Here is a 26,567-nt window from a genome sequence, read left to right on the forward strand (position 1 = left end):
AGCTCAAGCAAGATAGCTTGTGTCCTAAGGTTGTGACGTACGCCGGAAAATGTCGTTGTAAGACGTTTCGCGAGTCGCAATTTCAGTCGTCATTTCCAACAGCGGTAGATCTCGACGACCTACTCCTGACGTGAAAGTTGCCTGCGTATCAGTTTTTTTGAGGGTCACACTGTCTTTAAAGGCGCTGGCTCGGTAGACGCGCACCCCCAGCTGATATCCCTTATCAGGATCGTTTGTGATCCGGTTGTAGCGGAATCCTTGGACAATCATGTCCATCAAACTAGTAGTTGTACAGAAACCATCGTCATCGGCGTCAAAGCAAAAAAGCTCTTTGCCGCCGCTGGCTGGAGCTGGGACTGTGCAGTAGTCATTGGCCGTGCAGGTCAAAGTCCCTGTCGCCGTCGGTGCTGCATAGTTTGAATCCTTCAGATGGGCAGGAGTAGTCAACGGAAAACTCGTGTCTGCCGTAGTCGCCACGATGCTACGAGGAGCGTCCACGTCACCAGAGCGAAGGCTATCTATATACGCTCGGGCGGCCTGAGTAGCGACCTCAGTGCGACGCGCCTGAAGACGCGTCGCCACCGAGAAAACAATCACTGGCGCGATCGCGCTCAGCAAAATAGCCACAACAACGATCGCGACAAGCGACTCAATAATCGTGAAGCCAGCTTGACTCTTAGAGGCAGGAGAACTAGTTGATTTTGCACTCATAGGGCTGATGATGCTCCAAGTAGACTGATGGCTCTAGCGTGTACTAAGGAAATCCCTCTGAGGCACTAGGGGCAACTGGTAGGTCGCTCGCTATCATTGACAGCGTTGCCTCCAGCTTCATTTTCCGCGCAGAGCAAAGTCGCAACCCACGGATCATCTCGTCCCACTTCTCGGTAGAACTCATTGGGTTGAGTATTGGGCTCGATCGTGAACTGGTTTGCAAAGACGTCAGGAGACTGCGTCAGCAGCGCAACATCAAAGCCCCAAGTTCTGGTAGGAGGCTCATAGTACGGCGCTGTCGAGAAGGCACCACCACCTCGGTATCTAAACCCTGTATAGCCATCTGATGCAGTCAAATTGGACAGGTACAGAGGCTGGTTCGATGTGAGCTGCGTAAAGAAGAGCGTAGATGGGGAGTTGCTGATGGTAGCCGGAGTGCTCACGCTCTGGAAGGGACCAGTTGCGTAGGCGCTACGGCGATTTTGGATAAAGCTGCCGCTGATCTTCGCAGCGTTGGGCCATGCCTCTAGGAAGCGAACAAAGTTCAGCAGACCACCGTTGCTTTCGTTGGGATGGGATGGGCTATCTCCAGAAACAAAGGCAGCATTGAAGGTCGTCTCCGCAGCAGGTATGAGCCAGCGATCTTCCAGAAGTCCACCAAATGCATTCGCAGCCGTTGCATCAGGGTCACCCGTAGGGTTGAAAATCTGCAAGACAGGCTCAACAATCGGCTGTGCACCTTCAGGGATATAAATCGACGAGTTGCCGTTTAGGAAATTACTGTCGCTGTTAGCAGCAGAAGTAAATGCTCTCCCGTACAAGGTTGCTCCACCTTGAGAGGTACCAATTTTCAGGGCAGCTTTCGAGATGATGTTGCCGCGCATCACGCTATTTTCGCCCAGGGAAACCTGGCCACTGACCACCCAGTACACATTGTCCGCAGGAACTCCTACCAACTTAATAGATGCATTAGCTTGCAGCGCAAACTGAGCATCGACTTTGAAGACAAAAATTGATGAGGGATCCCCTTCCAAAGTCAATTCAACTGCAGGTGGGTTGTTACCATTCCCTCCAATCTGAAGATTGCTGCTCGTGGAGTAAACCTTCACACCACCGCCAGGATGAACCAAAGTTCTAGTACCAGTAGTGAGGCTACTAATAGTGTCTGTCGATGGCAGGGCAGCAAAAGCATCGTAAAGTGCTTCAATTTGATCTTTAACTGCCTGAGGTACATTGGTTCCCAACGTTGTAATTGGGTCATCCAAGGCAGTCTCATTAGTTGGGAAAGTAGCCTGGAATCGGTCATTCGCCGCAGCTAAGCCCCGCAGGCCCCCGAGGGATGGCAAGCCTTGATTGGCAGCCGCAAAACTGACGTAGAGCTTATTGTTGGTGTTCGCATCATAGGTGCGATTGCCATTCGCATCTCGAGTCACAAACCACAAGGAGTTTCGTCTTTTCGTTGTGGGATAGGGCTCTGGATATCCTTGCGCATCATAGTAATAGACACCAGAGTCCAGATCGCGCTTGAAGCGAACTCGACGCGCGAAGCGCTCATCACCCGGCAACGAAGGTTCAGCCGTGTCAACCGGGTCAGTACCATCAACGTAGCGAATCCAGTCGATAGGACCACACTCAGAGACAGGGATCTTGCGACAGATTTCAGTCTCGTAGGCTTGGACATCATGGCGGCGCTGAACCGGAGTCACGCCGTTCATGAAGTATGAGACCTTAGCATCATTTGTAGGCACAGTGTCAGTGCTCGAGTTCCCTGACCACCATTGGTAAGTCGTTACAAAGTTGTTGGCATACAGGCCACTTTGCACTCGTCGACCGGCTGCACTGTTACCAGAGTTGTTGCGAAGGTCGTAGTCTCCTTGGACTCTGGAGCCGTCCAAGAAGTTGGCAGACAACAGCGTAATGGCATCAGTAATGATCGTTGCGGGCCGCCACTGATCTCCATCATCGCAGTCATTTGTTTGACCTGCCCGACAAGCAAAGTTGGGATCTAGATCATCTCGCGTGTAGAAATTCGACCAATTCGCTGCCAGAGCATCAGTTGCAGGATCAAATTCTTCTCGAACTGTGTTGCCACCTGGATCCTTGTGCAGGTTAAAGTCTCCCCTAACATAGACAGGCAGGTTGCTAGCCAAGATTAGGCCCTTTTCCGCAACTCGATAGGTATCTTTACGAGCCAAATCGCTGCCATTGATCAAGCGAATTCCATTCGGTCGGCGACTAGGATCTAGCTTGAAATCGGTCGGGCTGGTGAGTGCTACCTGGGAACTAATAGAGCTTACCGAAGGATTGTCCCCCGCTAGCGAGCTCACATCCGGTAGCGCATCTTCCCGAGTGGCATAGATGATGCCGCTGTTGGGCAAGAGAAACTCCTGAGCATCATCTGCTTCGCCCGCAGTTCCAACTTGAGACCCGATTGTCTTTCCGCGCAGAAGCTCTAGATCAAGCTCAGTGACTCGAATTTCGAGCGGCTGGCGCTGCTCCAACGGCAGATCGTAAGTCGTGCGCAGTTCTGAGCGCTTCTCAGCGACGCGCAGCTTGTCACCAGATGTCTGGGTGTTGAGCGCTTTGACCTGACGACCATCCAAGAAAGCTTGTTCTCGGATCGCGCCATGGGGAATCACCGTGTTGCTTGCCGTCAGTGTGCCATCGGCGATCTGCAACTCGCACAGCGCAGCGTCGATCGCAGCTTTATCAGCTAGGGTGAAGGTCGCACTTGACTTGACAGCAAGGGAGGTGTCCAGCTTAGCAAGGGCTTCATGCAGGGCCGGGTTTGCTAAGCGCCCGTCGGGGAACATCATTTGCGCCTGGGCAATGAGCTCTGTCTTATAGTCAGGCTTGCTCTGGAGATAGGTGAGGCGGTCAGTGGAGCTCGCATAGGGCGCAGCAAAAGAGACACCGTTGTTGGATCTGCCACTTGCGTTAGCGTTAAAGGCAGCCGCTGCCCCACCCGCACCATAAGGCCCGTTCAGCTTTGATGTCGCATCGGTGGGATCTAGATAGCTACTAACACAGGCGATCGGCTTTTGGTCTGCACCTGCGCTCGTTGTGTAGTGGTAAACGACCGTCGCCCGCATCCGAAAATCTGGCAGCAAAGTGATCTGCGTACCAGTGGCATCTTTACCCCCTTTCATGGGCATCGAGTCTGGCCAAACAATGGTGTAAGCTGCGGCATCATTACCAGCCAGTTCCGGGGGATCAGGATTCGTCAGACCAGAAACTAGCTGAGGACGCGAGAGGAATGACGCACTACTCAAGCGGCTAATGCCAGAGCCGCTGCGATAGTACAAGCCCGCGCCCGTAATGACTCGCAGTCCGCCGTAGCCTTCGACGTCTGGGAGCTTGGCCGCAGCTTGCTCCCAAAAGCCATTGCGACCGGTATCACCAAGATCAGGGATATTTTCAATTTGGCTTTGGCGATAGCGCTGTTCGTCGGTATCAGGGGAGCCATTAGCCAGGTCCCAGTAGAGGGGGGTTGTCTGGGCAGTCTGCTCCTTAAAGACGGGCTGACGCTCTTTTTCGGCAGCAAAGGAGCTGAAGGTGCCAGTCGTCGTCAGCTTGGTCCAGATATAGGGGAGACCATTGCCAACAATGATGCGATCGCCTGTACGTGTCTCTCTGCCGTCTTCTCGCACTTGCTCTGGATCTAGAGCAGGCAAGAACAGCAAAGGATTGGTTGCATCAGTCTTGAGGGTCAGGCCCGTATTTGCAGAGTCTGGCGACATCCACTCTACCGGTGGCCGGACATCTCCCGTCGCCGGAAAGACAGTCGCTGCCGTTTTTCCTTCTAGGCCATCCGCACCAAAAGCAACGTCTGCATAGGGAACTTTGCGCGTTCTCTGACGAAAATATCGTTCGTACTCTTCACGTAAGATATCTTCTGGTTTTTTTGGCGATTGGCGCTCGCTGTTTACCGCCAAGCTCTTGTCAAACGCTTCTTCTACCTCTTGTGGGACACGAGCAGCATTACTAGTAACACTAGCAGTTGTCGGCGCAGGCTCAGGGTTAGTGGTCGCGTTGTATGACGGATGGTTTGTTCGGTGGATTGCCAGCGCGGTATCCAGCATCAAGCCAATGCGAGCCTCATAGGCCTGACTGTTAAACGCGACTGTCTGGCCACCCGCTGCCGTTGTGGTTTTATTGTCTGTGTTAATGACTTTGACGCCAGCACCAGGGGTTCGGTGGGCTGATTCGGTATCGCCCGCAGGCGCAACCCCAGCCCCTCGATAGAGATGAAGCACCGTCCGCGCTTGACTCGAGGTTTGAGCATCTGCCGCTGATTGGGCGCTGCCATTCGCGACATTGCCCGCGACAATGATTTCGCTATTTTCTTTCTGATAAAAGCAAGAGTTCGGGCTGCTGACCTGATAGAACAGGACCCTTGCGCTGTCACTTCGACCTGCTGCCAGCAAATTGCTGTTTGTGACAACTCGACCATTGAGGCGGAAGTTTGAGCCTGGGTCTGCGACTTCTAGGTCGTCTTCGAACCAAACAGCGTTGTTGCTCAGGGGAACTCTGACGCGATCTTGCTGATACTCTAGAGCCGAAAACCCGCTGCCGACTGCTGCCGTTCTCTGTTCAAATTGATTAGCTGCCCAGTTGGAGTTAGTACCTGAGACGTCTAGATCAGCTAGGTTCGTGATCGGGACCGTTGCTGAGTAAACAAAGAAGCTTTTTTTCAAAGTGGCGTTGGACTTGTACCAGTCCGAGCCACCAATCAAGCTTGCGCTTGTACCTGAGCCTTGCGAACACTCCGGCGGCAAGGAGCCATCTTCCATGGGAGGCGTCCGGGCGTCTAGAGGCTTGCGCTCGCGCGTGAAGTTGTTGCTGGCATCGCGGCTGGGGGTCCGGAAGTACAGCCCATACAGCGTAAAGCTGTCGTATTTCCCGTTGTTGTCGGTATCAACAGGAAACTTCCAGGCTGTGTTTAATTTCTCGTTATTGAGCAGTGGATTGGCTTCGTCGTCGATCGTGCCGTCTTCATCGTTGTCATAGGACAACGTCAAGCGCGCTTCGTCGTCAAAGGTGTAGCCATTTTGCATGGCGCTGTAGAGCGCCAGTTCTGAAGGCGTCGAGCGAGGCAGGGTCGGATCGCGGAAGAGGGCGTCAATTTTGGCGCGGGCCCGATCGAGGGCGGGAGCAGCGGCGTTGAGGACGGTTTCGTTGACGCGGAAGTTGCGGGCGTTGCGGGAGCGATCGAAGGAGCGCAGCACCAGGGCAGTGGTCAGCAGCACCACCACCAAAGTCACCATGACCACCGTCGGCAGCACGAAGCCCGCTTCAGAGCTGCGGGCCTGGTTTGTGAGCATTTGCGATCGCAGAAGCCAGTGAAGCTGCTGCCTGAGAGATTTCTCGGAGGCGGCGATTTTTTCGAGCTGGCTCACGAAAGCTTGGACGATGTTTTGGAACTGGCGGCTAGACATGGCTGCTCTAGGGTGTCTGCGAAGGGACGGTAGACTGTTTGGCGGGCCGAAATACACGATATGAATGTTGCTGACAGTCACCACCGGAGGCTCACAGACCGATCCGGACGGAGCATATGAGAGCGCGAAAACTGGATCAAACTCCAGCTGGTCGGGGCGCTGTCGAAGCAATTGTCCATTGCGATCTCAAGGGGCGATCGCGCAGTTCAAAGGTCTTTATCTAAAATTCAAAAAATACAGATTGAAAGTTTCCATTGTCTTAGCAAGAATCGTGTAGAAAGTAACACCTGGAAGATACGAATATTGCCTCGTCCTTAATTATTCGGATACGCCCGTAAAGGCGGCGTTCCAAACACCGTAGGATTGCCCGGATAGGCGATCGCAGCTTCCAATTAAAGCGCCAAACTTCCGCTGTTTATTGCTTTTTGCCCTTAGTTGATTCAGGCACCTCAGCATAAATCGCTACATACGGAGGTGCTGTTTCACCTAAGAAGCAAACTTTAATAAACTTTGTGTGAAGTTAGCCGCAATTATCTTACCCACCTGTTCTAACAAAACGATCAGGGACCCGTCAAAATCCCCCTAGAGGGTGAAGTTAAGCAAAAATTTGGCAAATTTTCATAAAAAAATCCTGCCTTGGTAACCCAAGACAGGATCGGGAGTCGGCCCGAGGGCGCGATCGCCCGTTTAGAATTTGTTGAGGTCGATGCCAGCTTCTTTGGCGAAGGCAGAGAGGCTTTTGTGCTCGAGGGTCTTGATGGCTTTGGTCGAAAGACGCAGACGCACCCAGCGGTTGCCTTCGGCCCACCAGAGACGCTTCCACTGCAGGTTCACTTCTTGCAGCTTCTTGGTTCGACGGTGAGAGTGAGAAATGGCGTAGGCGTTGTTTGCCTTTTTGCCGGTCAATTGGCACTTGCGGCTCATGGGAGATCTCTAGCCCCTACTTGCTCAATGTGGGTACAACCCTCCTATTGTATACAAGAACGCCCTGAGGACCAATTAATCGCCAAAGCCCAGAGCCCTAGGGGGCTGCGGGGGTGGGCTCGGCTTCCAGGGTGCGGCGGAGGCGGGGGCGCTGGAGGTTGAGGGTTTGCTGCTGGGCCTGGACGATGGCCCGGTCTAGGGCAGGCGCGACGGGGAGCGGGCGAAAGAGGCCCAGCTGGGTGACCAGGAGATTTTCGGGCAGGGAGCGGGGCAGGCGCGTGAGCAGCGGGCCGTTGGTGTTGCGGTAGGAGAAGACGCCGATCCAGTCGGGGTCGGCGGGCACCCAGCCGTGGAGCGATCGCAGCCAGTCCCGAAAATCGCGGCGATCGCTGAGGCTCTGGAGGAGGGGCCGGATCTCGCGAGCGAGGGGCGGGTAGAGGTTGGCCTGTTGCAGCAGGTCCACGGCGCTGTTGGCGGGCTCGAGCCAGGCCTGGAGCAGGAGACTAGAGGCGCGATCGCCGCCCAGGGCTTGGGGCGACTTGAGCTGGGCGATCGCCGCGTCGGTTTGGCCTTGATCGATCTGGCGCAGCACGGTCAGCAGCGGATCTTGGGAGGAGTCAGCCGCAGATTTGAGCGCCGCTGGCAGCACTGGCGAGAGCCACCAGCGCAGGGCGGCTTGGTTGTGCTGGAGGGCGATCGCGCCGGGGGTTTGGGGCGACACCTGGGCGATCGCCTGGTCATAGAGCTTGATCGTCGCCTCCGCCACGCGGGGCAGCAGGGCACTCAGGGGCTCTCGCTGCCAGAGCTGATTGGTCAAGAAAGCAGGATTGATCAGGCCCTCCACCGCAAAGGCCTTGATGGCGTTCTCGGAATTGTTGAGGTACACGTAGGCCGTGCCCAGCATTCCGTAGAGGTAGGGCGATCGGGGAATCAGCTGGATCCCATGGCGCAGGTAGCGGGCCGCCGTCGCTGCGTCGGCCTCCAGCAGCAGCGCCCCCGCGTATTTGTTAAAGACCGGATCGCTGGGCGCGATGCCCACCGCCTGCTCGAGGTGTAGCCGCGCCTCCGCCAGCTGGCGCGCCAGCGCTGGGTCTGCCTCGGCATTGGGCACAGCCGCCTGAGCCGGGTCATCGGTGTTGGCCAAGCGAGCAAGCTGCGTGCCCAGGTGAAACTCATAGGTTGGATCCCAGGGTGTCAAGCCCGTGGCCGCACTGCCGAGCTGCTCAAAGGTGGCCGTGTCCTCCTGCTGGAGAGCCAAGAAACTCAGTCGCCCCAGCCCCATGGCTCGGTCCACGGGCAGCCAGACGATCGCGGCTTCGACCAAGAGAATCAGGCCCAGAGCTCCCAGATAGCGACGCAGCAGGGGCACCCTCACCACCGGCGGCGGCTCCAGGGTGTGGGCCAGATTCACCAAAAGGGCGATCGCGGCGGTGAGGGTCAGGCTGATGCCAATGTTTTCGAGTTGAAAGTCGCTCAGGCTAAACAAACCGTAGATCAGCAGGCTCTTGGTGCAGGCCCAAAATATCAGGCGATCGCGTCCCTGAAAGCGTCCCGCCAAGCGCCACACCAGCCGCCCCAAAAGAACGCCCCCCAGGGCGATCGCCACGACCCCCACCAGTCCCAGCTCCGCCAAGATCTGGATCGGCAAACTCTGGAACTGCTGCACCTGAATCAGGGTGGGGCCAGCCTCGATGGGGCGATAGAGATTAAACAGGCGAATGGTATTGCCCAGGCCCGCGCCAAACCACAGGTGATCGCGCCACAGGTCCCAGGCCGCATGGACCAGCAGGCCCCGCTGGAGCAGCTCCAGGCGCAGGGGGCTCTGGGATTGCAGCAGGGTCCAGATCTGGACGCGCGGGTGCAGCAGGACCGCCGCGATCGCCGCCAGCGAGGCCAGAATCCCGGCTAGCCAGGCCGAGCGGCTCAGGCCCAGGCTGCGATAGCGCTGGCCCAGGGCGATCGCTCCCCCGATCAGCAGCGCCAGCAGCACCAGACCCGCCGCCCAAGACCCCGTCGTACCGATCATGATCAAGATCAGCGCCGTGCCGCCCAGGCCCAGCCAGCGTCCCAGGCCCGTCTCTCCCAGGGCGATCGCCCCCACCCAGGGCAGCACCAGCAGGCCATAGCCCGCCACAAACTCGGGATGCCCGAAGGGATAGGGGTTAGCAGCAACGGATAAATTCGCGAAATTCAGCCCCCACAGCGCCAAGCTGACGATACTGGTCACGCCCCCCAGCGCTGCCACTCCCCGAAACAGCCACCAGCGCCGCTGGTCGCTCTCGGGCTCAGCCAAAGGCTCCAATGGCGGCGGCTCTGCTGCCTCGGGTCGCGGCTCCTCGACCGCCTCGACCGCCTCAGGGGCCTCCGGCGGAGGCGGCGGAGCGTCTGGCGTCAGGGGGCGATCGCCGCCCAGCCCATTCACCAGGGCGTAGAGCAGCACGCCGTAGCTGCCCGCCATCACCAGATACCAGGCCGGCGGCTCTGGCTGACTGGCAAACAGCGTCGAAAAAATCAGCGCCAGCAGCGTCAGCGCCACCCCCCAGTCGAGCTGGTGCCCCAGCAGGCGAAAGGGCTGCCTGAGCCGCCAAAGCCGCAGCGTCACGCCCAGGGCGATCGCCCAAAAGCCCAGCTGCCACACCATCACCCAAGGCCAGCGCACCATCAGGCCGTAGCTGTTGGGCCAAAACGTAAAAGGCGCTAGCAGTAGTCCTCCTAGAATCCAGAAGAACCACTGCCAGCGCACTTGGGGCCAGCGCAGCCGAAACGAACGCAAAGTGGAAGTCAACGAGGGCATGGGCGATCGCAAGACGCTACGCCTACAGAGTACCCCCTCGCTCTCCGCAACCTACAGGGACTTTTTGGAGTGTCCCTGTAGGTTGCGATCGCCTAGCGAGCTGCCCGCTCCGTTAGCCGCGTCAGCACCTGATTCGATCGCTCCACAAAGGTCTTCATGCCATCGGCATCAAAGCCCTTCTGGGACATCAGCGCCAAATCGTAAACGTGCTGACAAATCATCTCCGCCAGCTCCGCCGATGGCGACGCGCCTTCCCCTTGGATGACGCTGCCCTGCTGGAGCGCCTCCAGGTGCTGAATCAGCGGGTGAGCCGTATTCACCACCAGGGTGTGCTCCTCGGGGAACTCCACCGTCTGCTGCTGCAACAGCGCGTTCATCTCGCGCAGGCGGCGCAGCGCCTCGGGCAGCAGGACCATGGCCGGGGGCGTCTTCTGGGGATCGTCCGACTTCAGGGCTTCGGTGCGGATGGTCACCTTCGGGCGATTGAGGGCGTGCTGGAAGATGTCCTGAATCCGCTGCGATCGCGTTTTTTGGGTCGCCGGATCGACGATTTCAGAAGCCTGGTCGCGGTCCAGCAGATTTTCGTCTAGGTCCGCGTCCACCCGCGCGAAATTGACTTCGGAGTACTCCCGCTCCAGGAACGTCACAAAGTGGCTGTCAATGAAGGAATCCAGGTAGAGCACCTCAAGGCCCTGCTGCTTGTGCAGGTCAACGTAGGTCGCCTGGCTCACCGGATCGCTGCAATAGTACACGCGATTCTCGTGACGGTCCTTGGTGCGGGCCAGATACTCTTGCAGCGTCGTGTAGGACTGGCCGTCCAGGGTGTTGTTGGGCGTGCCGTCTTCGGCCACCGACTGCCACAGGTCATCCCCTTCGGACTGCACCTCCACCGCCGGCGCTTCGGTCTGGGACGCCAGATCCGCCGTGGTCCGGTAGATCAAGATGTCCTCAACTTGTTTTTTGAACTTGTCGTCGTTGAGGGAGCCGAATTTGACGAAGGTGCCGATGTCCTTCCAGCAGCGAATGTAGTCCGTCCGGTTGTCGCGATACAGCTCCTTGAGGCGATCGCCCACCTTCTTGGCAATGAAGTCTGCGATGCGGCGCACCGTGCGATCGCCCTGGAGATAGCTCCGGGAAACATTCAGCGGGATGTCCGGGCTGTCGATCACCCCCCGCATCGGCAGCAAGAACTTGGGAATCACCTCTTCGCAGTTGTCGCTCACGAAGACCTGATTGCAGAACAGCTTGATATTGCCCCGCGTCACGTCCACATCGGGCTGCAGCTTGGGGAAATACAAAATGCCGTTGAGCAAGAAGGGGTAGTCCGTCTTCAGGTGCACCCACAGCAGGGGATCTTCCTGGAAGGGGTAGAGATAGCGGTAAAACTCCAGATAGTCCTCAGTGGTCAGATCGCGGGGAGACTGCCGCCACAGGGCCTTTTGGCGATTGATTTGCTCGCCGTCGAGCTTGATCGGCACCGGCATGAAGTCGCAGTAGCGCTTCACTAGCTGGCGCACCCGGCCCGCTTCGAGGTACTCCACCTCTTCGTCCATCAGGGTCAGGGTGACCGTGGTGCCGCGCTCCGTGCGCTCCGACTCGCTCAGCTCAAAGCGCGGCGACCCGTCGCAGGTCCAGTGGACGGCCTGAGCGCCTTCTTTGTAGGAGAGGGTATCGATCTCGACCTGGCGAGCCACCATGAAGGCGGAATAGAAGCCCAAGCCAAAGTGGCCAATGATTTGGTCGTCAGCGGTTTTGCGATACTTTTCGACAAATTCCTCAGCGCTGGAGAAGGCAACCTGGTTGATGTATTGCTTGACCTCGTCGGCGGTCATGCCGATGCCATTGTCCGAGATGGCGAGGGTCTTTTGGTCTTTGTCGAGGGTGATGGTGATTTCGGGGTTCTCGGCGTCGCCCGAGAACTCACCTGCGTGGGCCACCATCCGCAACTTTTGAATGGCGTCCACTGCGTTGGACACCAGTTCCCGGAAGAAGATTTCGTGCTCTGAGTAGAGGGACTTCTTGATAATCGGAAAAATATTTTCCGTATGAATCGTGATGTTGCCCTGCTCCAGGATTGTTGCCATAGGTTTTATCCAGCGTTGAGTTGCCGCAGATCACTTCAGGATTCATCTTGCGCCATTGGCCCCGGTTTTGCGTCGGGGTTGCCCCACCCTCAGGCATTCGGATTTCCCTACCTTGGGCGTGGTTTCGGCGGTGCGCGGCGCTAGGGGCGGCGCAGTCGGCGGCCCGCCTGGAGCAGGGGATCGGGCAAGTGGTCCTTGAGCCAGGTGCGCGATCGCTGCAAGGCAGCGTGGCGGCGGCTGCGCCGGATACACTGCCCTAGGGCGCTGACCCAGGACTCGGTGATTTGGGCGGCCTGGGCGGCTTCGAGGACACGCTCCATTTCGGTCAAGGGGCCAGCCTCGACCAGGGTTTCGGCGATCGCGCGATCGCTGATGTCGGCCTCAAAGCACGGGGGCAGCCCCACCCCCAAAATGCGAAAGTTGAGGATCGTGCGAATGCACTTTTCGCAGCGGCCACAGTTGCGGTCAGCCAGAGCGCCCTGCCAGCAGACCCGCAGGTTGGCCAGGGCGTCGGGCCACTGGGCGATCGCCCGCATCTTCTCCAGTCGGGCCGCCACGGCCCCATCGTGAACCACGCGAAAGGCGTGGCTCGACAGCAGCGGATCGGTCACCGGGTTGGAGCCGTAGGGAAAGGAGAGCGCCCGATAGGGAAACGAACTGGGGATCAAGCCGGTGGTGTAGCGGCCCTGGAAGAGGGCCAGACAGGAGGCCAGACCCGCGCCGAAAATGTCCTCCCAGTTCAGGCCGAGGCCCGCCAAGAGCGCTCGAAAATTCGTCTGGACGGGGATCAGGTCTAGGCCCAGGCTGGCTAACATGGCCTGCGATCGCGCCGCTGCTCGCCAAAAAGCTTCCTCTTGATCTAGAGCAATGTCGAGGCCGTGCACCATCACGCCCGCCTTCAGGGGCTGCTGCGATCGCCCGCAGAGTCCCTTGGCGTGGCGAAACGCCGTGAAGCAGCTATCCACGCCGCCCGAGAAAGTGGCGATCGCCCCGGGGTACTGGGCGGCTTCGGCCTCCGCCTCGCGATCGGCCTGCAAGTCCACCGGCTGGTACCAGTGCGATCGCCACTCCGACCAGGCCGCCTGAAACTCGGTCAAGTTGCGCAGCAGCACCGGGGACGCCGTCCCGTGGATCTGGAGGTCCGCCCGCCGCCGCATCGCCAAAAAGAGCGTCCCCATCACAAAGGGGTCCATCTGGGTCGTCAGGGCCTCCCGATGGGCCACCGGGAAGCGGTACCACAGGGAGTGGCGGCTGCCGTCCCACAGCTCCAAAGTCGCGATCGCCGTTAGCAAATCCTCCGTCACGGTCGGGGCCTCGGGCCAGAGGTGCAGCTGTCGTGAAGCCATGAAACGCCTTCCTCATGCAGGGTACAGCAGGTTTTCAGCCCGACGCTCGGGCAGGTCCATCACAGGTCCATCAATAGAGTGGGCAAATCCGCCGCCGAACGCGCAAACCGGCCCCAGGGAATGTCACAAGTCCAGGTCTCGTAAAACGCCTCGTTCTTGAAATAGGCATTGGGCAAGAAAACGTGGGGAATCCCCGCCAGCACACACAAAATGTGGCCGTGCAGGCGATTGGTCACCACCCGGCGATAGCGGCTGAACTGGTACAGGCCGCTGTGGGCCACGTCCCACGAGCCGCGCAGGACGGCCCCATCGGTGCGCTGACTCGCCTGGGCGATCGCCCCTGAGCGGTGCCACTGCTGGCGCGAGAGCCACTCACCGGGCGTCGCCAGTCCCCGCTGCCAGCCCTCCCGCACCAGCCGCACCAGCCCCGGCACCCGCCAGTAAATCGCCTCCGGTCGGGGCACCGTGTCTCGATACCACCAGCGCCCCGCCGACCAGTCCGCCATTACCCAGGCGCGCTCCTGGGCCAGAGCTTCGCCAAAATCCGCATTGAGCTCCCGGTCGTCGCGGCAGTGGTAGAGCAGGGGCGACTGGCGCGGCGGAAAGGGCAGCGTCACGAGGCCTGCCAGCTGAAACGCCATGTCCGGCGCAAGCAGCACCTTGCAGCCGTCAAAGTACTGCTGCGCCGTGGCGTAACTGCGGCGATCGCGCAGCACCAAAGTCAGATCTGGGTGGGCGTTAAACTGCTTGGCCACTCGCTCCAGCGCCGCCTGCTCTCGGAAGTGCAGCGTCTGGGGCAGCAAGATCAGCGGGCGATCGCGATAGCGCTCCACGATGCGCTCTCGAAACGCCTGATTCACCGGCCAAATGTCCCCAAAGTTGCCGCCGCCCTGGAGCAGGATCGGCCCCTCCCCCACCCGCGCCGCCAGATCAGCCTCCGAAAAATTCTTGGGATTGGCCACGTAGGAGACTCGAGCACCGCGAGTTTGGGTGAGATAGAGCAGCGTGCCCAGCCCAATCAGGTGATCGCCCACGTTGAGATAGTTGGGATAGTCCAGCAGCGCGCAGGTCTCGAAGGCAGGCAGGGCCGCCAGCGCATCGTGCAGGGCAGACTTGAGAGCAGCGGGCGTCGTTAGACTCATGATGATCTTGCTGGGTCCTGTCTCAAGGGCGAACAACGGCTTCGAGTAGCTGAGCCGCCTCAGCGCAAATGGTCCGCCAGTTCAGGCGAGCCTGATATTCCTCAAAGGCAGTCAGCGCCAAGGCTCGGTAGCGATCGCGGTTTTCCATCAGCGGCTGAATATAGTCGCAATAGTCCGCCGCAGGGGCATCCAAGGGAAAACAGCGGCCATTGCGGCCCTCAGTGATAATCGACGGAATTCCCCCCACCTGAGTCGTTAGGCAGGGCACCCCCAGGGCATTGGCCTCCGCCAGCGCGTGGGGCGAGCAGTCCGCCGTCGTCGGCAAAATCAGAAAATGCGCTCCCGAAATCACCGATCGCAGCTGGGTCAGCCCGGACACCGTGGATTTGTCCAAAAAGCCCAGGATCTTCACCCAGTCCGGCCAGGTCGCTCGGGCGCGCGGCACCCCGCCGACTACCCACAGCTCCGTGGGGATGCCCCGCTGCCGGAGGGCCTCGGCCACCGCCAGCGCCACTTCGCCGCCCTTGCGCTGCCAATCTCCCCCCAAAAACAGCAGCCGGCAAGGCTGGGGCGATCGCTGCTCGATCAAGCTCTCTACTTCAGCGCGGCTCAGCGCAAAGTCCAGATTGGCCCCCCAGGGAATCATGCTGACTTTGTCCGGGTCCAGGTGGTAGAGGGCGATCGCCTGCTGAGCCGCCCACTGCGAGGTATAGACCACCCGCGCGCAGCCCTCGAGCGATCGCCGCTCCATCGCCAAAATATTTCGCCGCGTCTCCCCGCACAGATTGCTCAGGTAAGGATAAAAATCAATCAGCGCGCCCAGGGGCGCATCCGTCCACAAAACCACTGGCCGATCGGCGTTGAGCGCCGCCACAGGCACAACATTTTCGGGACACAGCACCACCTCCGCCGCCGAAGTGCGAAGCTGACGCATCACCTGCTGGCCATAGTCCCGCACGATCACCGGCTCCGCCCAGCGATAGTAATCCTTGCCAAAGCAGCGGCGATAAAGATTCCACTTCACCTTGGTCCGCAGAGAAGGGCGCTTGCGCAGACCGCCAATGAAGTCCACCGCCATCCCCCGCGCCAGCAGCTGCTGAGTAATGTGCTGGCCCGCCTGACACAGGCCCGGCTGCGTCGTCGGCCAGGTCTCCGGGCGCTGGACATCGTACACCGTCACGCAGGCTATCCTCATTGGCCCTCCTCCCGCCGCCGGCCCCAAAACATCCACGGACTGAGCAGCCGCCCCAGACGGGCCTCCATTTCCCAGGCCTTGCCCGGGTCCGCGGCCAGCTGACCGCGAAACTGGAGATAGAAAGCAGCGACTTTGTAGGCGTCGACGACCCCGTAGCCCAGGGTCAGCACCGGCATCAAGGCCCGCTGCCACGGCTGCTGCCAGCGCGCAATGCGCAGGGCGTGATTGGACAAGCCCGAGGTGCGGGCCAGCTTGCGCAGATAGGCCGCCTCGAAGCGATGGGGAGGAATGTGGTGCCAGACCACCATGGCTGGATTGTGCCACACCTCCCACGGGCCGTTTTGGATGTAGTACAACACTTCCAAGTCTTCGCAGGAGCCCAGGAAGGTCTGGTGCTTCTCGTCGCGGCCCCCGAGGAGCAGGCGCGGCGGCAGGCTCTGCTGCCAGGCCTGCTTGCGCACCACCGACCCAGGGGCGATCGGGATTCGGCGAGGTTTGGCCGTGCGCTGATAGCAAAAGGGCTCCGGACCGCGATCTTGGATAGCAATCAAGTTTTTGGCCTGCTCAAAATAGTCCGGCGGCGGTGCGTCCAGCTTGGCGCGGACGATCGCCCCGTAGGCCCCGGCCTGGGGATGGCTCTGGCCAAAGGCATGGGCCGCCGCCACCCAGGTCGGATCGGGGAGATTGTCATCGTCTAGAAAGCCGATCAGGTCGCTGCGGGCCTCGGCCACCGCCCGCTGGCGAGCATAGGTCACCCCCTGACGCCCCTCGAAGCAATAGCGAATTTCGCTGTGGGGGAGGGACCACGCCTGGGCATAGCGGGCGACGACGGCGGCGGTGTCGTCGGTGCTGTTGTTGTCCACGACGAGGATTTCCCAGGCGATCGCCCCGAGCTGGGTCTGGGCCTGAAGGGCCTCTAGGACTTCGGGAATGCGAGTCGCGCCGTTATAGGTGCAAATGGCAACGCTAAAATCCACGCAGAAATCTCACCATGGTAAGGATAGGGAGCGATCGCGCCTAGGAGAGCGAGGGCGGACGCCGAAACCAAAAAAACAGCGGACTAATCAAGCTCGCCCAGTAAAGCTGCATTTCGCAGGCCGCCACTACATCGGTCTGGACCTGGCGGCGATGGCGCAGCAGGTGACGCAGGATCTTGCGGCCATCATTGAGGGCGTAGAGCACAAGAGCCCCGGGGCGCTGCCAAGCCGGGAAACTCAGCATCCGCGTCCGGTAGCGGCTCAAGCCAATGCCAAAAAAGAGCTTTTTGAGATAGTCGGCCTCCAGGCGACTGCGGGGAATGCGGTGGTGCACGACCATGGCGGGGTTGTACCAGATTTGCCACTGGGCCCGCTGGAGGTGCAGCAACGCTTCTAGGTCTTCTCCGGCCAGCATGCTGCCGCCGACCCGGCCCGCCAGGACGAGGGTTTCCGGTACGTGGGCCTGCCAGGCTTCGCGCCGCACCACCAGCCCGGCACCAGGCGGCAGGACTTTGCGATCGGGCAGATAGGGCAGGGGGTCTTCGCCGCGATCGATGATGGCCAGGAACGGCTGAATCCGCTCGAAGTTGGGGGGTGGGGGTACCTCAAAGTCACCCAGCACGCGGCTGCCAAAGGCGCCCAGCTGGGGGCGATCGCGCCCAAAGGCCACCGCCGCCGCCACCCAGCCCGGATCGGGGCAGTTATCGTCATCGAGGAACCCGACCCACTGTCCGCGAGCAGCCTGAATGGCGCGATCGCGGGCAAAGGCCAGTCCCTGGCGCGTCTCCTGGACGTAGATCAGCGGCACCTGATGCGGCCAGTTTTGCTGATAGCGCTGCACGATCGCCGGAGTGGCGTCTTGACTGTTGTTATCGATGACGATTACTTCCCAGCGCAGACCCTCAACCCCCGTTTGCCCCCGCAGCGCGTCGAGGACGAACGGCAGGCGCGACTCACCGTTATAGGTACAAATCGCCACCGTCAGGTTGAACGAATTCGGCAACATCAGGGCGTCAGGCAGAGGCGGACAAGCCATGGTCAGCTCAGAAAAACAGCACCCAGCGAAGATCTCCCCTATGGTACCCAGCTCCTTCCGGAAATCCACGCGCTCAGGGGCGATCGCGCGATCGGCGTTCCCAGACCCAAAAAAATGGTTGATTGGTTGATTTGCAAGTGAGTTTTAATGCTTAGTCTGGGAACACTTATTCCAAAGGCCATCAGAGCCCAGCATTCCCTTCACCTGCAAGGCTCACGCGATCGCCTTTTTCGGATGGCTCGTAGGGCTTCCTACCCCTCCGAGATTCGGTTCTCTCTCCTCGTCCTGGGCCGCTTCCAAACCTAGGATGGAATTATCGCTCTTAGCACAGATCTTGCTTCCGCTGTGAAGTGATCTAAGGAGTTTAATGCTTCATGTCTAACTTTACCCATTCCACCCCCAACGCTTCTCGCTTCAGCCCTCGCGAAGCGGCTCGTCCCTGGAATGCGCCTTACAGCAGCACCGCTTCCCTCGCAGAGCGCATTCAGGCCGCTCGGGAACAGGCGCGGGCTATGACGGACCACTACGGTCTGTATTCCAGCGAGGCGGCGATCGCCTGGGAAGCCGTCGAAGAGCTGCTCGCCCAGGCCGCTCACCAGCGCCTCAGAGCCGCTAGCCCCCTAGAAGCCTACTGCCAAGAATTTCCCGACGCGCCAGAAGCGCGGATGTACGACGTCTAGGCTCTAAATCCCTGGGCGATCTTTGGCAACGCTCCTCACCGTCGGCTCTCTGCTTCGCCTCCCACACTCGTCTTGCGGGAGGCGATCGCATTTTAAAACCTGGTGCCAAATCAGAGGGTTCAAGCCTCCTCCTTGACTTGAGCTTCATGTCCCCTGGGGCGAACAGCAAAACTCAGGTTTCGTCCGTGAAGATACGGAGAATCCCCTAGCGTCCCTCAGGCTCTGTGCGTAGGATGGAACGAAGCTCTAGCACACGTGCGCCCTGCCGACGCCATGCTATTCAACTCCTACGAATTCATTCTGTTATTTTTGCCGGTGACGCTGTGGGTGTTTGCCCAGCTAGGACGCCGCAACTGGACTGAAGCAGCCCTTGCGTGGCTGGCGATCGCCTCTTTGGGATTCTATGCCTGGTGGAACCCGCCCTATCTAGCCCTGTTCGCGTTTTCCATCGGCTTCAACTACCTCGTAGGCTCCACCCTCAGCCACCGCGACTGGCTGGGATTTAGCCGCAAGCTGCTGCTGGGCTTTGGCATTGTGGTCAACCTGGCCCTGATTGGCTATTACAAATACGCCAATTTTTTCCTCAGCAATGTGAACACCCTTTTGGGCAGCGACTGGACCCTGGGCTCCATTATTTTGCCGCTGGGAATTTCCTTTTTCACCTTCCAGCAAATCACCTATTTGATTGACGCCTACAATCAAGAAACCAAAGAATACAACTTTGTTAAATACTGTCTTTTTGTGAGTTTCTTTCCGCAGCTGATTGCCGGTCCCATTGTTCACCATCGCGAGGTGATGCCCCAGTTTCAGGACCGCTCGATCTATCAGCTTCGAGATGACAACTTATCGGTGGGTCTAACGATTTTTTCTCTGGGTCTGTTCAAGAAAGTCATCTTTGCCGATAGCGTGGCCGTCTACGCGACGCCGGTTTTTGATATGGCGGCCCAGGGAGGAACCCCTGCCTTCGGGGAAGCGTGGTGCGGTGCTCTGGCCTACACTTTGCAGCTTTATTTTGATTTTTCGGGCTACTCCGACATGGCTATGGGCGCAGCGCGGCTGTTTGGCATTCGGCTGCCGCTCAACTTTCACTCTCCCTACAAAGCCGTCAGCATGATTGATTTTTGGCGGCGCTGGCACATCACGCTGTCGCGGTTTCTGCGGGACTATCTCTACATTCCCCTGGGCGGCAACCGCAAGGGCGAACTGCGGCGATATTTCAACCTGTTTGTGACCATGCTGCTGGGCGGCCTGTGGCACGGCGCGGGCTGGACCTTTGTGCTGTGGGGTGGCCTCCACGGCAGTTACTTGGTGATTAACCATGGGTGGCGATCGCTCCTCAAGAGGCTGGGCGTGGATCTCAAGCGGCCCCATCCCGTGGCCCAGGGCTGCGGCTGGGCGCTGACTTTTGGGGCAGTGGTGGTGGGCTGGGTGCTGTTCCGGGCGGCGAACCTGGAGGCGGCGCTGCTGATCCTCAAGGCCATGTTTGGCGGCAATGGCATTTCGCTGCCGGCCAGCTTTGAGCCGGTGCTGGGCTTCTTGCAGGCTTGGGGGGTCCAGTTTGCGGGGCTCCAAGGCCCCACGAAGCTGCCTTCGCGATCGGCGATCGCCTGGATTGGCGGGCTGCTAATCGTGGCTTGGTACTTCCCCAATACCCAGGAGTGGCTGGCCAAGTACCGCCCTGCGCTGGACTTCCCCAGTCGACCCGGCGAAGGGCGACTGTCGGGCGTTTGGCGACGCCTGCGCTGGCGGCCGACCCTGGGCTGGTCGCTGGTGATGAGCGGCCTCGCAGCCTACAGCATTTTGTCGCTGGCCAAGCCGACGGAATTTTTGTATTTCCAGTTTTAGGAGCAGTTTTGGGGGCAGTTTTGGGGCCGGTCTTGGGGTGGGCTCTGGGGGCGATCGCCCTTCCCCCGGCGTCGGCGCAAGGATGCTGATAGGGTGACATACTCCTACACCGATACTGACGTATCCGGTGTCGGCTTCTCAGTGACCCCTGGCAACCCATCGGGCGTTTCCTGAGCTTTATTGACGGAATGCCCTACCGCCAAATACTTGATGTTGATCGCTACATTGTGGTCACGGTCAATCGTCAACCCACACTCAGGACAGGTATGGATTCTGTCCTGAAGTATTTTAGGCACCTTGACCCCGCAACCAGAGCAGTTCTGAGACGTACCGCTGGGATTCACCGCAATCGTTAGCAACCCGGCTCTTTCAGCCTTGATTGCCAGAATTTGCAGGAACTGGCCCCAACCAGCATCATGAGTTGACTTCGCCAGCTTGCTTCTGGCAATGCCTCGAATGTTCAGCTTTTCATGGGCTATGTGCTTCCCCTTGGATAAAAGCTTGTTTGCGGTCTTGTAGTGAAAGTCCTTGCGCTGATTCAAGACTTTCAGGTGGGCCTTGGCAACGCGTTTAACCGCTTTTTTCCGGCGATTAGAGCCTTTTTTCTTGCGAGACAGCGAACGCTGCAATCGCTTCAGGCGCTTTTCAGCTTTGCGGTAGTGCTGGGGGATCGGTTCTTCTTTCCCTGAGTCGTCCACCAAGAACGTCTTCAATCCCAAGTCAATCGCGATGGTGTTCTCAAGACTGGGAACGTCAGGCGTGAGGGCAGGGACCGATGAGTCTTCCAGGCTCAGCGTCACGTACCAGCCATCGACTTTTTGACTGACGGTCGCGGTCTTGATTTTGAAGCCTTCGGGCAAAGGACGATGCTGGATCAGTTTCACCCAGCCAATCTTGGGCAGGTTGATCTGCTTGCCCTGAATGCAGTCCTGTTTGATCTGCGGAAAGGTGAAGGAGCGGTAGCGCCCAGAGCTTTTGAAGCGAGGTCTACCGCTTCGCTTGCCGTTGCAGTCTCCTTTGAGCCAGCGGTCAAAGGTTTTCTTGACTCGGCCAATGCAGTCTTGCAGGACCTGGGAGTGAATCTGCTGATACTCCGGGAACAAGGCCTTGGAGTTTACCAAGTCTCGTTTTTGAGAGTAGAAGTCGGGATTCTCTCGCCGTTCTGGCAGATGACAGATAAGCGGACAGGCGTTGATGTCACAGCGATTTTGCTCGTACCAAGAGAACCGCTCACCGAGACGGTAGTTGTACTGTCTGCGTAGCAACTCTAGCCATTCGCTCATGAAGGCGATTTGACTGGAGGTTGGGCGCAGTCGGTACTGGTAGGCGGTTCTCACGTTTTCTAGCTGCTTGGGGAGGGGCGCGGTCTCGCTTCTCAAGCGATGCGTTGAGGAGCAAGACCCTTTGGTCTGAAGCGAAAGAGATGGTTCAGGGCGGAGCTGGTAGGTTCTCGCGTCAAACATAGCTTACCGATCGCTCCGTTATGAACGCGCCTTCATCTCACGCCAAATCAGCGATTATGGACGTGAGGCTTCTGGCTGAACTAGCTAAGTACGATTGGTATTTGGACCTCAAGCACTGCAATCGCCTGATATTTTGGTACAGCAGGCAGAAGTCCATTCAGCCAGCCTCGATCCACAATCGAGGAAACGCAGATCGTGCAGCGTGCCGGGGGAGTCGGCGATTTCTAGAATGTCCTCAATTAGCGTTGAACTTTTGGTCATTCTCGCGCTGTTGATTGCCAACGGCCTCTTTGCCATGTCGGAGATGGCCGTCGTCTCGGCCCGCAAGGCGCGACTTCAGCAGTGGTCCAATCAAGGCAACAAGCGAGCCCAGGCCGCCCTAGCCCTCGCCAACTCGCCTAACCAGTTTTTGTCAACGGTCCAGGTGGGCATCACGCTGATCGGGATCTTGGCCGGTGCCTTCGGGGGCGCGACGCTCTCGGCGCGTCTGGCTGGGCTGCTCGCGCAGATTCCGGGACTGGCCCGCTACAGCCAGCCTTTGGCCTTCGGGTTCGTGGTGCTGCTGATTACCTATCTTTCGCTGATTATTGGGGAGCTGGTCCCCAAGCGCCTCGCCCTCAACGACCCCGAGCGAGTCGCCACGAATGTCGCCATGCCCATGGGCATGGTGGCGAAGGTCACTGGCCCAGTGGTGCATTTGCTCAGCGCCTCGACGGACCTGGTACTGCGCCTGCTGGGCGTCCAGCCTTCCTCCGAGCCGCTGGTGACCGAGGAAGAAATCAAGGTGCTGCTGGAGCAGGGCACCGAAGCGGGCATGTTTGAGTATGCCGAGCAGATGATGGTGGAGCGGGTGTTTCGCCTGGGCGATCGCCGCGTGAGCTCCTTGATGACCCCCCGTCCCGAAATTGTCTGGCTGGATCTGAGCGACTCTTGGGAAGTCAACCGCCAGCGGATCGCCGGGAGCATGCACAGCCGCTTCCCGGTTTGCCAGGACGAGCTCGACAATGTCTTGGGCGTGGTTTCGGTGAATGATTTGCTCAGCCGCAGTCTCTCGGGCCAGTCCCTGGACCTGACGACGATGCTGCGCCGCCCCCTGTTTGTCCCCGAGAACACCCGCGCTCTCAAGGTGCTGGAGCTGTTCAAGCAGTCCGGCGTCCACATTGCCATGGCCGTGGACGAGTACGGCGTGATTCAGGGCATTGTGACTCTCAATGACTTGCTAGAGGCGATCATTGGCGATATTCCCTCCAAGGACGAGGAGGAAACGCCCCAGGCCGTGCGCCGGGAGGACGGCTCTTGGTTGATCGACGGCATGATTCCCATTGATGAGTTTCGGGCGCTGTTTGACCTAGAGGAAATGCCGGGAGAGCATCGGGGCAACTACCACACCCTGGGAGGCTTTGTGATTACGCACCTGGGGCGAATTCCTGTGGCGGCTGACCATTTTGAATGGGGGCTGCTGCGCTTCGAGGTGATGGACATGGACGGCAACCGGGTGGACAAGGTGCTGGTGATGCCGCGAAACCCGATCGCGGAGGAAGTCACAACCTCGGACCGGGCGTCTGATCGACCTGACGAATAGGGCGATCGCCCGCTACGGGGGAGCTAGAAAGCCAAAACGGCGGGCGATCGCCTGTCCCGCCTCGCTCAGAAGAAAAGCCACGAAGCGCTGGGCCTCGGCCGGGTAGGGCGTCTCAGCCACCACCGCCACGGGATAGCGAATGGGCGGCGTCGCATCGGCAGGCAGCGTGTAGACCACCTGGGCGCGATCGCGCCCTCGAGCATCCGTGGCGTACACCAGACCCGCATCGACATTGCCCTGCTCCACGTAGGTCAGAGCCTGCCGGACATTTTCCGCGAAGACTAGCTTTTGGGCTTGAGCCAGGGGCTGATAGAGGCCCGCAGACTCTAGGGCAGCTCGGGCATAGCGCCCCGCTGGCACCGTCTCAGGGTTGCCCAGGGCCAGTCGGCGCAGCCGAGGCTGCCCCAAGTCTTCTAAGGCCCGAATCCAGGGATCTTGTCCAGCGGGCTGGACAATCACCAAGCGATTTTGGACAAAGACTGCGCGGCTGTTGGGCAGCAGGAGGCTCTGGGCAGCGAGGGCATCCATCTGCGCCTCCCCGGCGCTAGCAAACACGTCAATGGGCGCCCGCTGCTCGATTTGGCGCTGGAGCAGGCCGGAGGCAGCGACGGTGAAGCGCAGGGAGACCGTCGGCTCCTGAGCCTCGAAGACGGGCTGGATCGCCCGAAACAGATCGATCAAGGAGGCTGCGATCCCCACAGTTAGGGTGATACCAGCCGAGCGGACCGGGCGATCGCGGCAGCCACTGACCAGGGCGATCGCCCCCCAGCCTGCCGCGCCCCAGAGCAATCGTCGTCGGCTGACCCTGCACAGCCCCTGACTCATGGGCGATCGCCCCGCTCCAAGAAGGCCACGCACTCCACATGGGACGTCTGGGGGAAAAAGTCCGCTGGCTGCACCCGCGTCAGCCGATAGCCCTGCTCCGCCAGCAGCTTGAGATCGCGGGCCAGGGTCGCAGGCTTGCAGCTCATGTACACAATCCGCGCCGGGGCGATCGCGATCAGCGCCTCAATCACCCGGCGATCGCAGCCTTTGCGCGGCGGATCCAGCAGCACCACATCCGGCGTCTGCTCCAGGGACGGCAGCAGCGTCTCCACCGACCCCACCAAAAACGTCGCATTGGTGAGCCAGTTCAGCGCCGCATTCGCCCGCGCCTGCTCCACCGAGGCCTCATGAACCTCCAGGCCCACCACCTGGCGCACTCGCTGGGCCAGCGGCAGCGTCAGCGTCCCCACGCCGCAGTAGGCGTCCACCAGCATCTCTTGGCCCGTGAGCTGGAGCGTCGAGACAATCTGCTCCAGCATCGCCTCCGCCTGCTCCGTGTACACCTGGAAAAACGTCGTTGGTCCAATCTGGTATTGCAGCTCCGCAAAGGTCTCCGTCAAGAAACCCTGACCAGCAATGCAGTCCGTCTTCGGCCCAAAAATCGCATTCGTGCGCTGGGAATTGACATTCAGGCAGACCCCCACCATCTGGGGATAGCGCTCTAGCCACTGGGTCGCCTGCTCCGCCAGCCCCGGAATCGACTCCTCCCGGCTCACCAGCGTCAGCAAAATCTCTCCCGTCCGGCGCCCCACCCGAAACGACAAATGCCGCAGCTTGCCCCGGTGCTTCTCCTCGTCATAGATAGACCAGCCCTGGGTTTGCAGGTCTTCCTTGATTTCGCGCAGCAGCGGATCAAAGCGCTCATCCTGCACCGGACACTGATTGAGGTTGATCAAGCGGTGGCTGCCCTTGCGATAGTAGCCCGCCTGCACCTGACCAGTGGCCGAGCGATCGAGGGGATAGGTCACCTTGTTGCGGTAGTGGAGGTCAGTGGCAGGCGCGAGGATCGGCGCTACGGGCGGATTCTCGAAGCCGCCAATGCGCTCTAGGGCCTGGATCACTTGATTGCGCTTGGCCTCGAGCTGGTGAGGATAGGCAATGTGCTGCCACTGGCAGCCGCCGCACTTGTCCGCCACGATACAGGGCGGGCGCTGGCGCTGGGGTGAGGGCTCCAGAATCTGGTGGAGCTTGGCCTCGGCGTACTGGCGCTTGACGCGCACCAGCCGCACCTCGACGCGATCGCCCGGCGCCGTATCCGGCACAAACACGACGCGGCCCTCCACCCGGCCCACGCCAGCCCCATCGTCACTGAGGTCTGTGATCGTCAGCTCGACCAGTTGTCCTTGCTGCCAAGAATCAGCCTCAGGGGAAACAGACGGAAGCTCTTGAGAAGTCATAAAGCAGGAAATCCGAATAAAGAATGCTGGTGCTGGGACGCCCCGCACGTCCCAGGGACCACCGAAATACCAAGGAGAGTTTATCTCTGGCCGACGTCAGCCCCGTCTTCCCTCTACAGTCTCCTGGGGGTTGCGCCAAGGCCCCCACCTCCAGCCGATTCGGGGGCCATCAGGCAATGAGCATCCAGAGGGATCAATCCGGTATGATTGAAGGACTCGTAAGAGTCTTGATTACCCATGGGTACAGTTCGGAACACCGGAAGAACCTTGGCGGGGTAAAACGCCAGAATCAACGTAAATTGGTGTTGGCCAAGAGAATGTCAATTCTCGCCTCAAGTCTGCGGTGGGACGCATCGTGGACATTAAACGAAACAGCCTGTGGAGCCGTTCTGGCTGGGGATTGTTGGGCTTGCCTGACACCTGGGCGTGAGGCAATGAAGCAGGAAGCTCCGGCCAGTCTTCGGAATGGTTGGACGAGCGTCAAAGGATGATACCTGAGGCATCACAATATTATGACTGTAGTTAGCCAAGTAATTTTGCAAGCCGACGACGAGCTGCGCTACCCGACCGCTGGCGAACTGAATAGCATCAAAGACTTTTTTCAAACCGGCAATCAGCGCGTGCGCATCGCCAGCATTCTTTCTGAGAACGAGAAAAAGATTGTCCAGGAAGCCAGCAAGCAACTGTGGCAAAAGCACCCCGACTACATCGCGCCTGGCGGCAACGCCTATGGTCAGCGGGAACGGGCGCTTTGTCTGCGGGACTACGGCTGGTATCTTCGCCTGATCACCTACGGGGTGCTCTCGGGCAGCAAAGATCCCATTGAAAAAATTGGTGTGATCGGCGCACGGGAAATGTACAACTCTCTGGGCGTGCCGGTAACGGGCATGGCCGATGCGATCCGCAGCCTCAAGAAAGCAGCCCTGGGCTTGCTGACCGACGAGGATGCCGCTGAAGCGAGCGCCTACTTCGATTTTCTGATCCAAGGCATGTCTCAACCCTACATGATGTAGGCTTCCCCCACCGGGAGACTACGTTGGCCATTACGGCCTGGGTTCAAACATGACAATTGAGTTTTTGAGCTTCCCCGTCTTGGGTGAAGGTTTTGGCTCCTCAGGCAGTCAATTC

General features: G+C 59.5%; 17 protein-coding genes. 4 read left to right on the forward strand and 13 right to left on the reverse strand.

Annotation, left to right across the window (positions count from 1 at the left end):
• Positions 1–24: 24 nt before the first annotated feature.
• From hpsB to hpsE (GEI7407_RS16365), 10 genes are all read right to left on the reverse strand, one after another.
• Positions 25–711: a hormogonium polysaccharide secretion pseudopilin HpsB gene (gene hpsB / locus GEI7407_RS16320; protein ID WP_015173308.1), complete on the reverse strand. Its 687-nt coding sequence runs from the start codon at positions 709–711 to the stop codon at positions 25–27.
• A 65-nt stretch (positions 712–776) separates the two neighbouring features.
• On the reverse strand, positions 777–6,149 hold the full coding sequence (gene hpsA / locus GEI7407_RS16325; RefSeq protein ID WP_015173309.1) for a hormogonium polysaccharide biosynthesis protein HpsA: 5,373 nt from the start codon (positions 6,147–6,149) through the stop codon (positions 777–779).
• A 687-nt stretch (positions 6,150–6,836) separates the two neighbouring features.
• Complete coding sequence (rpmB, locus tag GEI7407_RS16330) at positions 6,837–7,073, reverse strand: 50S ribosomal protein L28 (protein ID WP_015173310.1); 237 nt, start codon at positions 7,071–7,073, stop codon at positions 6,837–6,839.
• A 97-nt stretch (positions 7,074–7,170) separates the two neighbouring features.
• Positions 7,171–9,867 carry an O-antigen ligase family protein gene (locus GEI7407_RS16335; RefSeq protein WP_015173311.1) on the reverse strand — a complete coding sequence of 899 codons (2,697 nt, stop codon included), beginning with the start codon at positions 9,865–9,867 and terminating at the stop codon, positions 7,171–7,173.
• 92 nt (positions 9,868–9,959) lie between these two features.
• Positions 9,960–11,951, reverse strand: coding sequence for a molecular chaperone HtpG (htpG, locus tag GEI7407_RS16340; RefSeq protein WP_015173312.1), 1,992 nt, complete (start codon positions 11,949–11,951; stop codon positions 9,960–9,962).
• A 140-nt stretch (positions 11,952–12,091) separates the two neighbouring features.
• The gene (locus GEI7407_RS16345; RefSeq protein WP_015173313.1) at positions 12,092–13,297 is read right to left on the reverse strand and encodes a hypothetical protein; all 1,206 of its coding nucleotides are present in this window, start codon (positions 13,295–13,297) and stop codon (positions 12,092–12,094) included.
• 59 nt (positions 13,298–13,356) lie between these two features.
• The gene (locus GEI7407_RS16350; RefSeq protein ID WP_015173314.1) at positions 13,357–14,439 is read right to left on the reverse strand and encodes a polysaccharide pyruvyl transferase family protein; all 1,083 of its coding nucleotides are present in this window, start codon (positions 14,437–14,439) and stop codon (positions 13,357–13,359) included.
• 22 nt (positions 14,440–14,461) lie between these two features.
• Positions 14,462–15,634 carry a glycosyltransferase family 4 protein gene (locus GEI7407_RS16355; protein ID WP_015173315.1) on the reverse strand — a complete coding sequence of 391 codons (1,173 nt, stop codon included), beginning with the start codon at positions 15,632–15,634 and terminating at the stop codon, positions 14,462–14,464.
• Positions 15,631–16,611 (reverse strand): hormogonium polysaccharide biosynthesis glycosyltransferase HpsE, encoded by a 981-nt coding sequence (gene hpsE / locus GEI7407_RS16360; RefSeq protein WP_015173316.1) that lies wholly within the window; start codon positions 16,609–16,611, stop codon positions 15,631–15,633. The genes GEI7407_RS16355 and hpsE (GEI7407_RS16360) overlap by 4 nt, the downstream gene beginning before the upstream one ends.
• Positions 16,612–16,651: 40 nt before the next feature.
• Positions 16,652–17,647 (reverse strand): hormogonium polysaccharide biosynthesis glycosyltransferase HpsE, encoded by a 996-nt coding sequence (gene hpsE / locus GEI7407_RS16365; RefSeq protein ID WP_015173317.1) that lies wholly within the window; start codon positions 17,645–17,647, stop codon positions 16,652–16,654.
• A 374-nt stretch (positions 17,648–18,021) separates the two neighbouring features.
• On the opposite strand from hpsE (GEI7407_RS16365), the gene GEI7407_RS20785 reads away from it, so the two are divergent.
• Both GEI7407_RS20785 and GEI7407_RS16375 read left to right on the forward strand, forming a co-directional pair.
• On the forward strand, positions 18,022–18,327 hold the full coding sequence (locus tag GEI7407_RS20785) for a Calvin cycle protein CP12 (RefSeq protein WP_015173318.1): 306 nt from the start codon (positions 18,022–18,024) through the stop codon (positions 18,325–18,327).
• A 273-nt stretch (positions 18,328–18,600) separates the two neighbouring features.
• Positions 18,601–20,172, forward strand: a complete 1,572-nt coding sequence (locus GEI7407_RS16375) for an MBOAT family protein (protein ID WP_015173319.1) — start codon at positions 18,601–18,603, stop codon at positions 20,170–20,172.
• Between the two features lie 104 nt (positions 20,173–20,276).
• Here the strand turns inward: GEI7407_RS16375 and GEI7407_RS16380 are convergent, their stop codons facing one another.
• Positions 20,277–21,509 carry an RNA-guided endonuclease TnpB family protein gene (locus GEI7407_RS16380; RefSeq protein ID WP_041269160.1) on the reverse strand — a complete coding sequence of 411 codons (1,233 nt, stop codon included), beginning with the start codon at positions 21,507–21,509 and terminating at the stop codon, positions 20,277–20,279.
• A 355-nt stretch (positions 21,510–21,864) separates the two neighbouring features.
• Between GEI7407_RS16380 and GEI7407_RS16385 the strand changes: the two genes are divergently transcribed.
• Entirely contained in the window at positions 21,865–23,217 is a 1,353-nt protein-coding gene (locus tag GEI7407_RS16385; protein ID WP_015173321.1) for a hemolysin family protein, read from the forward strand.
• A gap of 12 nt (positions 23,218–23,229) precedes the next feature.
• Here the strand turns inward: GEI7407_RS16385 and modA are convergent, their stop codons facing one another.
• Together modA and rlmD are read right to left on the reverse strand one after the other, a co-directional pair.
• Complete coding sequence (modA, locus tag GEI7407_RS16390; RefSeq protein WP_150109811.1) at positions 23,230–24,075, reverse strand: molybdate ABC transporter substrate-binding protein; 846 nt, start codon at positions 24,073–24,075, stop codon at positions 23,230–23,232.
• Positions 24,039–25,439: a 23S rRNA (uracil(1939)-C(5))-methyltransferase RlmD gene (rlmD, locus tag GEI7407_RS16395; protein WP_015173323.1), complete on the reverse strand. Its 1,401-nt coding sequence runs from the start codon at positions 25,437–25,439 to the stop codon at positions 24,039–24,041. The genes modA and rlmD overlap by 37 nt, the downstream gene beginning before the upstream one ends.
• A 512-nt stretch (positions 25,440–25,951) precedes the next feature.
• Between rlmD and GEI7407_RS16400 the strand changes: the two genes are divergently transcribed.
• The gene (locus GEI7407_RS16400) at positions 25,952–26,452 is read left to right on the forward strand and encodes an allophycocyanin subunit alpha-B (protein ID WP_015173324.1); all 501 of its coding nucleotides are present in this window, start codon (positions 25,952–25,954) and stop codon (positions 26,450–26,452) included.
• Positions 26,453–26,567 lie beyond the last annotated feature (115 nt).

This window comes from Geitlerinema sp. PCC 7407 (assembly GCF_000317045.1).
Lineage (GTDB): Bacteria > Cyanobacteriota > Cyanobacteriia > PCC-7407 > PCC-7407 > PCC-7407.